11 protein-coding genes are annotated in these 10,911 nt (G+C 42.6%); all 11 read left to right on the top strand.

From position 1 onward, the window contains the following. The first annotated feature begins 124 nt into the window (after positions 1–124). The 11 genes from EXT43_RS00570 to EXT43_RS00620 all read left to right on the top strand — a co-directional run bounded on the left by EXT43_RS00570 (position 125) and on the right by EXT43_RS00620 (position 10,671). The gene (locus EXT43_RS00570) at positions 125–505 is read left to right on the top strand and encodes an ATP synthase subunit I (RefSeq protein ID WP_054554805.1); all 381 of its coding nucleotides are present in this window, start codon (positions 125–127) and stop codon (positions 503–505) included. Positions 506–520: 15 nt separating this feature from the next. Continuing rightward, positions 521–1,378, top strand: coding sequence for a F0F1 ATP synthase subunit A (atpB, locus tag EXT43_RS00575; RefSeq protein ID WP_054554806.1), 858 nt, complete (start codon positions 521–523; stop codon positions 1,376–1,378). Positions 1,379–1,434: 56 nt separating this feature from the next. Then, entirely contained in the window at positions 1,435–1,668 is a 234-nt protein-coding gene (gene atpE, locus EXT43_RS00580) for a F0F1 ATP synthase subunit C (protein ID WP_004335261.1), read from the top strand. 42 nt (positions 1,669–1,710) lie between these two features. Next, positions 1,711–2,181, top strand: coding sequence for a F0F1 ATP synthase subunit B (gene atpF, locus EXT43_RS00585; RefSeq protein WP_054554807.1), 471 nt, complete (start codon positions 1,711–1,713; stop codon positions 2,179–2,181). 16 nt (positions 2,182–2,197) lie between these two features. Next, positions 2,198–2,731 (top strand): F0F1 ATP synthase subunit delta, encoded by a 534-nt coding sequence (gene atpH, locus EXT43_RS00590; protein WP_054554808.1) that lies wholly within the window; start codon positions 2,198–2,200, stop codon positions 2,729–2,731. A 14-nt stretch (positions 2,732–2,745) separates the two neighbouring features. Next, complete coding sequence (atpA, locus tag EXT43_RS00595; RefSeq protein ID WP_054554809.1) at positions 2,746–4,287, top strand: F0F1 ATP synthase subunit alpha; 1,542 nt, start codon at positions 2,746–2,748, stop codon at positions 4,285–4,287. 59 nt (positions 4,288–4,346) lie between these two features. Beyond that, entirely contained in the window at positions 4,347–5,207 is an 861-nt protein-coding gene (gene atpG / locus EXT43_RS00600) for a F0F1 ATP synthase subunit gamma (RefSeq protein WP_054554810.1), read from the top strand. Positions 5,208–5,239: 32 nt separating this feature from the next. Next, a complete protein-coding gene (gene atpD, locus EXT43_RS00605; RefSeq protein WP_054554811.1) occupies positions 5,240–6,625 on the top strand; it encodes a F0F1 ATP synthase subunit beta in 1,386 nt (461 codons plus the stop codon). Between the two features lie 13 nt (positions 6,626–6,638). Next, on the top strand, positions 6,639–7,061 hold the full coding sequence (locus EXT43_RS00610) for a F0F1 ATP synthase subunit epsilon (protein WP_054554812.1): 423 nt from the start codon (positions 6,639–6,641) through the stop codon (positions 7,059–7,061). A gap of 269 nt (positions 7,062–7,330) precedes the next feature. Continuing rightward, the gene (gene glmU, locus EXT43_RS00615) at positions 7,331–8,689 is read left to right on the top strand and encodes a bifunctional UDP-N-acetylglucosamine diphosphorylase/glucosamine-1-phosphate N-acetyltransferase GlmU (protein ID WP_130166144.1); all 1,359 of its coding nucleotides are present in this window, start codon (positions 7,331–7,333) and stop codon (positions 8,687–8,689) included. A gap of 143 nt (positions 8,690–8,832) precedes the next feature. Continuing rightward, positions 8,833–10,671: a choice-of-anchor I family protein gene (locus EXT43_RS00620; protein ID WP_130166145.1), complete on the top strand. Its 1,839-nt coding sequence runs from the start codon at positions 8,833–8,835 to the stop codon at positions 10,669–10,671. The last annotated feature ends 240 nt before the right edge of the window (positions 10,672–10,911 follow it).

Consider the following 10,911-nt stretch of genomic DNA (forward strand, 5'->3'; position numbering starts at 1 on the left):
AAGAGACATTTGTGGTGTTTTTGCACTACAAAGGGTCGACTCAAGTTGCAAAACTGGTAGGAATCAGTATAATTTCGCCAGTTTTCATACCCTGACAATTTAACGTTCTAAAGGTTAACAAAACGTGACTAATAGGTTAGCAAGGCCGTATAGGCTTGCCGCATTTAAATTAATTTGTCTTCAGGGTATCGTAGCATTAATCGCTGCAGTAATTGTTTTTATAGGTTGGGGAGTCAATGCCGGCCAGTCAGCGCTTGCTGGCGGAGCTGTTGCACTACTCCCTAATTTTGTATTTGCTGTCTATGCATTCCGTTATATGGGTGCAAGTCGAGTAAATCAAGTGTATGCCTCGCTAAAGCGCGGCAACGGATTAAAATTTATGCTAACAATCGTTTTGTTTGCACTGATACTGAAGTCTTACACGGTCGTTTTATTACCGTTTTTCTGTGTTTATGTATTGGTGTTATTTAGCGGATTGTTTGCGCCCGTTTTTTTTAATCATTAACTTTTGGGATATAACATGGCTGCAGAAGAAGTAACTCTATCAAGCCATATTCAGCACCACTTAACTAACGCTAAGATGTGCTCGACCGACGCTGGTCTTGCCTTCAACAAAGCGTGTGCAGACAGTGGTTTCTGGACATGGAATATAGATACCCTCGCATGGTCAATCGGTCTAGGTCTTGTATTTTTATGGATCTTCCGTAGTGCCGCTAAGAAAGCAAATACCGGTGTACCTGGTAAATTTCAGTGTTTCATTGAAATGATTGTTGAGTTCGTTGGCGACAACGTACGTGACACATACCACGGTAAAAGCGCATTAATCGCTCCATTAGCTCTAACGATTTTCGTTTGGGTGTTCTTAATGAACTTAATGGACTTGATTCCGGTTGATTTCCTACCTGCATTCGCTGGCTTCGTTGGCGAGCAAGCATTTGGTATGGATTCTCACGACGTTTACATGAAGATTGTACCTACAACAGACATCAACATGACTGCTGCACTTGCTATTGGTGTATTCATTCTGATGATCGGTTACGCAATCAAAATCAAAGGGATTGGCGGATTCTTAGCTGAATTAACGCTTCACCCGTTTAGCTCTAATAACAAGCTAGCAATGGTGTTCTTAATCCCATGTAACTTATTACTAGAAACAATCGCTTTAGTTGCTAAGCCGTTCTCGTTAGCACTGCGTTTATTCGGTAACTTATATGCTGGTGAGTTGATTTTCATCTTGATCGGCGCAGTTGGTTTAATGCAACTACCGTTGCACTTTATTTGGGCTGTATTCCACATCTTAGTAATCGTACTGCAAGCATTCGTATTCATGATGCTTACAATCGTATACCTAAGCATGGCAAGCTCAGATAATCACTAATTTTTTACACTTTTAAAATTTAATTTTAATTTACAATTGAAACTTTGGAGAAAAAAATGGAACTAGTATTAGGTCTTAAGTATATCGCTGTTGCTCTACTTATCGGCTTCGGTGCAATCGGTACTGCAATCGGCTTCGGTAACATGGGTGGTAAATTCCTAGAAGCTTGTGCTCGTCAACCTGAACTTGCACCTTCATTACAAGTTAAGATGTTCATCCTTGCTGGTCTAATCGATGCCGTAGCTATGATCGGTGTTGGTATCGCAATGGTATTGTTGTTCGTACTTTAATATTATTTTTTGAACAGCTTACTATTTTAAGGAGGAGCGGTCGTGAACTTAACAGCCACTCTTATCGGTGAATTAATTGCATTTACGGTTTTCGTACTTTTCTGTATGAAATACGTATGGCCACCACTAAATGGTGCAATTGAAGCTCGCCAGAAGAAAATCGAAGATGGTTTAGCTGCCTCTGATAGAGCCGAAAAAGACTTAGAACTTGCGCAAAAGAAAGCTGCTGAGCAGCTTAAAGAGGCAAAAGCTCAAGCGGCTGATATCATTGAACAAGCTAAAAAGCGTGCCACGCTAATCGTTGACGAAGAAACTGTTCGTGGTCAACAAGAGCGTGAAAAAATTATTGCTCAAGGGCACTCTGAAATCGAAGCAGAGCGTAACCGTGTAACAGAAGAACTACGTAAACAAGTAGCGACGCTGGCAGTGGTTGGTGCTGAGAAGATTTTAGAGCGCGAAATCAATCAAGCCGCACACAGTGACATCGTTGAAAAACTTGTCGCTGAGCTGTAATTAGGAGGGTATGAGCATGTCTGAATTGGCTACTATCGCTCGCCCATACGCTAAAGCGGCTTTTGAACTTGCCGTTGAAAAAGGCACTGTTGAAAGTTGGAACGACATGCTGTTCTTTGCTGGCCACGTTGCCAGCAACGAGCAAGCCGCTGCCGCGCTAGCTGGATTGCCTACTGCTACTGAACAAGCAGATCTGTTTATCAAGATCTGTGCAGAGCAGCTCAACGAACAAGGTCAGAACCTAATCAAGGTGATGGCTGAAAATGGACGTTTAGTTGCACTGCCTGCTGTTGCTGAGTTATTCGCTGAATTTAAAGCGGACTACGACAAAGAAATCGACGTTGACGTGATTTCTGCAACACCGCTTGCTGCTGAGCAGCAAGCAACATTGGTAGCGGCACTTGAAAAACGTTTCGCACGCAAAGTTAAGCTGAATTGTAGTGAAGATACTACAGTTGTTGGCGGTCTTATCATTAAGGCGGGTGACACTGTAATCGACGGCTCAGTACGTGGCAAATTAGCCCGCTTAGCTACATCACTACAATCGTAATTGGGAAAAAGAGCATGCAACTTAATTCCACTGAAATTTCAGATCTGATCAAACAACGTATTGAGCAGTTCGAAGTTGTAAGTGAAGCTCGTAACGAAGGTACTATCGTATCTGTTACTGACGGTATCATCCGCATCCACGGTCTTGCTGACTGTATGCAAGGTGAGATGATCGAGCTTCCTGGCAACCGTTATGCTATCGCACTAAACCTTGAGCGTGACTCAGTAGGTGCTGTAGTAATGGGTCCTTACGCTGACCTTAAAGAAGGCGTAAAAGTTAAATCAACTGGTCGTATCCTAGAGGTTCCTGTTGGTCGTGGTCTACTTGGTCGTGTTGTTAACACACTAGGTGCACCTATCGACGGTAAAGGCGCTTTAGATAACGACGGTTTTGAACCTGTTGAGAAAATCGCACCAGGCGTTATCGAACGTCAATCAGTAGATGAGCCAGTACAAACTGGTTATAAATCTATCGATGCGATGATCCCAGTAGGTCGTGGTCAACGTGAGCTTGTGATCGGTGACCGCCAAACTGGTAAAACTGCATTAGCAATCGATGCTATCATCAACCAAAAAGGTACAGGCGTTAAGTGTGTGTACGTTGCAGTTGGTCAAAAAGCATCTACTATCGCTAACGTAGTACGTAAATTAGAAGAGCACGGTGCATTAGAAAACACGATTGTTGTTGTTGCATCTGCTTCTGAATCTGCGGCACTTCAGTACCTAGCACCATTCTCTGGTTGTACTATGGGTGAATACTTCCGTGACCGTGGTGAAGACGCGCTAATCGTATATGATGATTTATCTAAGCAAGCTGTTGCTTACCGTCAAATCTCATTACTACTTAAGCGTCCACCAGGCCGTGAAGCATACCCAGGTGACGTATTCTACCTTCACTCACGTCTTCTAGAGCGTGCATCACGTGTAAACGCTGATTACGTTGAGAAGTTCACTAATGGTGAAGTGAAAGGTAAAACAGGTTCATTGACGGCATTGCCAATCATTGAAACTCAAGGCGGCGACGTTTCTGCGTTCGTACCGACAAACGTTATCTCTATCACCGATGGTCAGATCTTCTTAGAAACTGACTTATTCAACTCAGGTATCCGTCCAGCTGTTAACGCTGGTATCTCGGTATCTCGTGTTGGTGGTGCAGCGCAAACTAAAATCGTTAAGAAACTAGGTGGTGGTATCCGTCTAGCGTTAGCTCAGTACCGTGAATTAGCTGCGTTCTCGCAGTTCGCGTCTGACCTTGACGATGCAACACGTGCTCAATTAGAGCATGGTGAGCGCGTAACAGAGCTAATGAAGCAGAAACAGTACGCACCAATGTCTGTTGCTGAAATGTCTCTGTCGCTATTTGCTGCTGAAAAAGGCTACCTAAAAGACATCGAAATCGCGAAAATCATGGATTTCGAAGCTGGCCTAATTTCTTATGCAAACAGCACATACGCAGAGCTAATGGCTCAAATCAATGAAACTGGTAACTACAACGCTGAGATTGAAGCTCAACTTAAAGAACTTCTAGAGAAGTTCAAGTCGACGCAAACTTGGTAATTTAGTTATGAATGGTGAGCTTTAGGCAACTAAAGCCCACCTGATTCGGAGAGAGAGTCATGGCCAGCGGAAAAGAGATTAAAAGCAAGATCGGGAGTATCAAGAATACTCAAAAGATCACCAGCGCAATGGAAATGGTTGCTGCGTCTAAAATGAAAAAAGCGCAGGAACGTGTGGCGTCAAGCCGTCCATACGCTGAAAACTTACGCCAAGTGATTGGTCGTGTTGCTCAAGCAAATCTTGATTTTACTCACCCTTTCTTAGAAGAGCGTGAAGTAAAACGAGTTGGTTATATTGTTATCTCTACTGACCGTGGTCTATGTGGTGGCTTGAACTCAAACGAGTTCAAAAAAGTTGCCCTAGATGTTAAAGCGTGGAAAGAAAAAGGCGTTGAAGCTGAATTTACTACTTTAGGTAGCAAAGCAGCTGGCTTTTTCCAACGTTTTGGCGGTAAGTTAGTCGCTAAAAAAGCGAACTTAGGAGATACACCTTCACTACAAGACGTTATTGGTCCTGTAAAGACAATGCTAGATGCATACTCTGAAGGTAAAATTGACCGCTTATACGTAGTATTTAACAAGTTCGTTAATACTATGAAGCAAGAGCCAACAATCGATCAGTTACTCCCTTTGCCAAAAGCTGAAGAAGAAGTATCTCAACATTCTTGGGATTACTTATATGAGCCAAACCCAGAAGCGATTTTAGAAGCTCTGTTAGTACGCTTTATTGAGTCTCAAGTATACCAAGGTGTAGTTGAGAACGCTGCCTCTGAACAGGCTGCCCGTATGGTTGCAATGAAAGCTGCAACTGATAACGCTGGCGACCTTATGGATGAGTTACAGCTTGTTTATAACAAGGCTCGTCAAGCTGCAATCACACAAGAAATTAGTGAGATTGTTGGCGGTTCGGCAGCAGTTTAACGCTTCGGCAAAGTTTAATGAGAGGAATAGACATGAGTTTAGGTAAGGTCGTCCAAATTATCGGCGCCGTTGTGGATATCGAATTTCCACAAGACAACGTGCCAGCCGTATATGACGCACTAAAAGTAACAGATGGCGACTTAGCTGGTTTAACTTTAGAAGTTCAACAACAGCTAGGTGGCGGTGTGGTACGTGGTATCGCACTTGGTACTACTGACGGTTTACGTCGTGGTACTGCAGTAGAAGGTACAGGTCAGCCAATCCACGTTCCAGTAGGTACGAAGACACTAGGTCGTATCATGGACGTTTTAGGTAACCCTATTGATGAAGCTGGTCCAATTGGTGAAGAAGAGCGTATGTCTATTCACCGTGCAGCACCTTCTTATGAAGAACAATCAAGTTCAGTAGAACTTTTAGAGACTGGTATCAAGGTAATCGACCTTGTATGTCCATTCGCTAAAGGTGGTAAAGTTGGTCTATTCGGTGGTGCCGGTGTTGGTAAAACCGTAAACATGATGGAACTTATCCGTAACATCGCAATCGAGCACAGCGGTTACTCAGTATTCGCAGGTGTTGGTGAGCGTACTCGTGAGGGTAATGACTTCTACCATGAGATGAACGACTCAAACGTACTAGACAAAGTATCTCTAGTATACGGTCAAATGAATGAGCCACCGGGTAACCGTTTACGCGTAGCGTTAACTGGTCTTACTATGGCTGAGAAGTTCCGTGACGAAGGTCGTGACGTTCTTTTCTTCGTTGATAACATCTACCGTTATACTCTAGCGGGTACAGAGGTATCAGCACTTCTAGGTCGTATGCCTTCAGCAGTAGGTTACCAACCAACTCTTGCTGAAGAAATGGGTGTACTTCAAGAGCGTATCGCATCTACTAAGACGGGTTCAATCACTTCAATCCAAGCGGTATACGTACCTGCGGATGACTTAACTGACCCATCTCCAGCAACAACGTTTGCTCACTTAGATGCAACAGTAGTACTTTCTCGTGATATCGCTTCACTTGGTATCTACCCTGCGGTAGACCCACTTGATTCATCTTCACGTCAACTTGACCCACTAGTAATCGGTCAAGAGCACTACGATACAGCGCGTGGCGTTCAAACAGTTCTTCAACGTTATAAAGAACTTAAAGACATCATCGCAATCCTAGGTATGGACGAGCTTTCTGACGAAGATAAGCAAGTTGTATCTCGTGCACGTAAAATCCAGCGTTTCCTATCTCAGCCGTTCTTCGTTGCTGAGGTATTCACAGGCGCGCCTGGTAAATACGTGTCACTTAAAGACACAATTGCTGGCTTCAAAGGTATCTTAAACGGTGAGTTTGATGATATGCCAGAGCAAGCGTTCTACATGGTTGGCTCTATTGAAGAAGCTCAAGAAAAAGCCAAAAGCATGTAATTAGGAGGGTAGTATGGCGGCTATGACTGTACATCTTGACGTAGTAAGCGCAGAAGAGAGCTTGTTCTCTGGTCTGGTTGAATCGATTCAAGTGAGTGGTAGTGAAGGTGACCTTGGTGTTAACTATGGTCACGCTCCATTATTAACTGCCCTAAAACCTGGTATGGTACGTTTAGTTAAGCAATTTGGTCACGAAGACGTGATGTATATTGCTGGCGGCACGCTAGAAGTTCAACCGGATCGCATCACGATTCTTGCAGATACTGCAGTACGTGGTGAAGACCTAGACGAGCAAGCGGCTGAAAAAGCTAAACGTGATGCTGAAGAGCAAATGGCGAATACGTCAACTGCTGAGTTAGATTATCAACAAGCTGCAGTGCAACTTGCTGAAGCAATCGCTCAACTTCGCGTAATTCAACAATTACGTAAAAAGTAAGCCTACTCGGTTTTCGAAAAGCCCACTTAATGTGGGCTTTTTTGTGTCTAAAATTCACTGTTTTATACCCTATTCTGATCATTGTACTTATAACCTGCACTTTTCCCCGCTACAATGTGTTAATTGATAATGAGCTAAGCTTTTATACAAGGTTCTTTCCTTCAAGCTAGGATTGAGTATTTGCACATGATGTGACTTGCGCAACTTTGCATGTTTATAGCTAAATTCATTACGTCCCACTAAAACAAAGAAAGAAGGATATTGTTTTAATGTCTCTGACTACCGTTATTCTCGCTGCGGGTAAAGGCACCCGTATGCGCTCTGCTCTACCTAAGGTATTACACAAAGTTGCTGGCAAACCTATGGTTCAGCACGTTATTGATAATGCCACTGCCCTTGGCGCTCGTGAAACAAATCTTGTTTATGGTCATGGCCGTGAGCAGCTTCAAGAAGCCCTATCGCACAACCAAGTAAACTGGGTATTACAAGAAGAACAACTCGGTACGGGTCATGCTGTTGCTGTTGCTAAAGAACACATTGCCGATGATGACACCGTATTAATTCTCTATGGTGATGTACCACTAACAAAACGCGCGAGCTTAGAAAAGCTACTTGCTGCGACTCCAGAAAAAGGCTTAGCAGTATTAACGGTTACCTTAGATGACCCATCAGGTTATGGTCGAATGATCCGTGAAAATGGCAAGCTAGTAGGTATTGTTGAACAAAAAGACGCTTCACCTGAGCAACTTGCGATTAAAGAAATCAATACCGGTATTATGGCTGCTAATGGTGCGCTACTTAAACGTTGGTTAGGTAACCTATCTAACAACAATGCCCAAGGTGAATACTACCTAACAGACATTGTTGCTATGGCACACAGTGAAGGGGTTGAAATTACCTCTGCACAGCCTGAGCATCCGATGGAAGTTGAAGGTGCTAATAATCGCGTACAACTTTCAGCGCTTGAACGTGCATACCAAGCATGGCAAGCAGAAGAGCTAATGCTAAACGGCGCAACACTTGCTGATCCTGCTCGTATTGATGTACGTGGTGAAGTAACGACTGGCGAAGACGTACTGATAGACGTTAATGTTATTTTCGAAGGTAAAGTAACTCTGGGTAATAACGTACAAATTGGGCCAAATTGCGTACTTAAAGATTGTACTATCGGCGATAACGTTGTTATTAAAGCTAACTCACTAGTTGAAGAAGCCAGTGTTGCTGCTAAATGTACTTTAGGCCCATATGCCCGCCTTCGCCCTGGTGCGATTATGGAAGAAGACTCGCACATTGGTAACTTCGTTGAGATGAAAAAGACTCGCTTAGGCAAAGGCTCAAAAGCAAACCACCTAACCTACCTAGGCGACACTGAAGTTGGCGAAAAAGTTAATATTGGCGCAGGTACTATTACTTGTAACTATGATGGCGTAAATAAATCAAAAACCATTATTGGAGATAACGCCTTTATCGGTTCTAATTCATCACTGGTGGCCCCTGTTAATATTGGCTCAATGGCAACGATTGGAGCAGGCTCTGTTATCACTAATACTGTTGAAGATGATCAGCTTGCAGTCGCTCGTGGTAAACAACGTAACCTTACTGGTTGGAAGCGCCCAACTAAAAAGTAATGAGCTACCCTACTAATTTATAAATAAAAAGCGAGTTTATACTCGCTTTTTTTATGACTAAATTTTGTTCTCATAAAAGTGCCATATAGTTGTAATGCCTGCGTGTTGTAATTGCCTCAATACAACTCCAAGGAAAAATAATAATGTTAAAAAGATCAATTATTGCGCTATCACTTTTAACCATTCTTTCTGGCTGCTCATTAGACGGTGACGACGGCAAAGACGGCCTACAAGGTGAACAAGGTCCTGCAGGTCAAAATGGTACTAATGGAACTGATGGGGTAAATGGCACCGATGGTACAAACGGAAATGACGGAGCAAACGGTACAGATGCAAACGCTGCTTTAACTATAAATCTTATCGGCCGTGCAGTGCTGAACGCAGAAAGCCCTGAAGGTGCTGCGGAAATTGTTGCTTACCAAGCATCTAAACAACGAATATTTGCTATCAATAGTTCCGGTGATTCTGCGGTCGTTAATATCATGAAAGCCGATAGCTTTGACCGTGCAGCTTTAGTTAAAGATAACGAAGGGGTAATAAACGGCACTAATTTAAGCTCAGAGATTACCCTTGCACTTAATGAGCACAGTGTGGGCGATGCAAACAGTATCGCTATTGATGCTAATAATGAACTTTTAGCCGTTGCAATGGCTGCAAGTAATACCGGTGATACTGGTTTAATCGCATTTTATGATATTAGTGGCGACGAGCCTCAGTTTATTAAAAATGTCACTGTAGGTGCCCTGCCCGACATGGTTACTTTTAGCCATGATGGCAATAAAGTATTGGTTGCAAATGAAGGCGAACCTAATGGTGATTACAGTATTGACCCTGAAGGCTCTATCAGCATTATTAATATCAATAATGGTGTAATTGCAGATACTGCTATTAGCCTTACTTTTTCAGCTTATAACGACAAACAAGCAGAGCTTGAAGAACTTGGGATTGTATTTGCTAACCCGACAGGTCGAACAATCAACGGTAACTTGATTAATACAACCGTAGCTATGGATTTAGAACCTGAATACATCAGCGTTTCGAAAGACAATAAGTTTGCCTACGTGTCACTACAAGAAAATAACGCCCTTGCTATCGTCAATCTTGAAGATAATAGCCTAGAGCTTAAAGGCTTAGGATTTAAGGATTGGTCTAATTTACTTTTTGATGCATCAGATAAAGACGGTGGCGTTAACTTTAAATCGTACCCTGGTCTCTATGGCATGTATCAACCAGATACTATTTCAAGCTTTACCTGGAAAGGTGCTAACTTTATTGTCACAGCGAACGAAGGTGATGCACGAGAATACTTCTTTGATACAACCGACGAAGCTGATTGTTTAGCAAAAGGTGGTCTTGATTACGATGAAGATGATGGTTGTTTATCATATATAGATGAAACCAGAGCTAAAGACTTAACACTGGCAAGCAATTTTGACTACCTGAACAATGACAACAGTGATATTGGCCGTTTAAAAGTGACCACAGTTAAAGGTGATGAAGATAATAATGGCGAATATGAATCACTCTATGCATATGGTGCCCGCTCTTTTACCATTTGGGATAGTAACGGCATGGTGGTTTTTGACTCTGGCGATCAAATCTCACGCATTACTGCATCAGTTCACGGAGCAGCATTCAATAATAACGAAGATGAAAATAACGGTGATAGTCGCTCTGATGACAAAGGTGCAGAACCAGAAGCGTTAGCACTGGGTACGATTGGCGAACGTACATTTGCATTTATTGGTTTAGAGCGTATGGGTGGCATTATGGTGTTTGATATTACTAATCCATACAATGTGACATTCCAAGATTACTTTTTTAATCGTGGCCTAGAAGCTGATGCAGATATAACAGGTGATCTTGCTCCTGAAGGTATGGCATTTATACCTGCAGAACAAAGTGCAACGAATGAAGCATTGCTAGTTGTTGGTAATGAAATTTCGGGTTCAATCGCTGTTTGGGAAATTTCTACTAACTAATCCGCCTTATAAAAATAAAAAGCGACATAGCTAATTTAATGTATGTCGCTTTTTCTATGCCATTTTATCCTCACATAAATGACTGCTTTTTGAGCTAAAACCCCTCTGTAGCCCTTTATTTGTATGGTTATTGTACTAATTTGAAAATAATCAAAAAAACCTTCAAAAAGTGCTTGCGTTAATTCTTCGCATCCCTATAATGCGCATCCACTGACACGGCGGGCAGCAATGAAAAGCGCT

The organism is Pseudoalteromonas sp. CO109Y (genome assembly GCF_004208935.1).
Classification (GTDB): domain Bacteria; phylum Pseudomonadota; class Gammaproteobacteria; order Enterobacterales; family Alteromonadaceae; genus Pseudoalteromonas; species Pseudoalteromonas shioyasakiensis.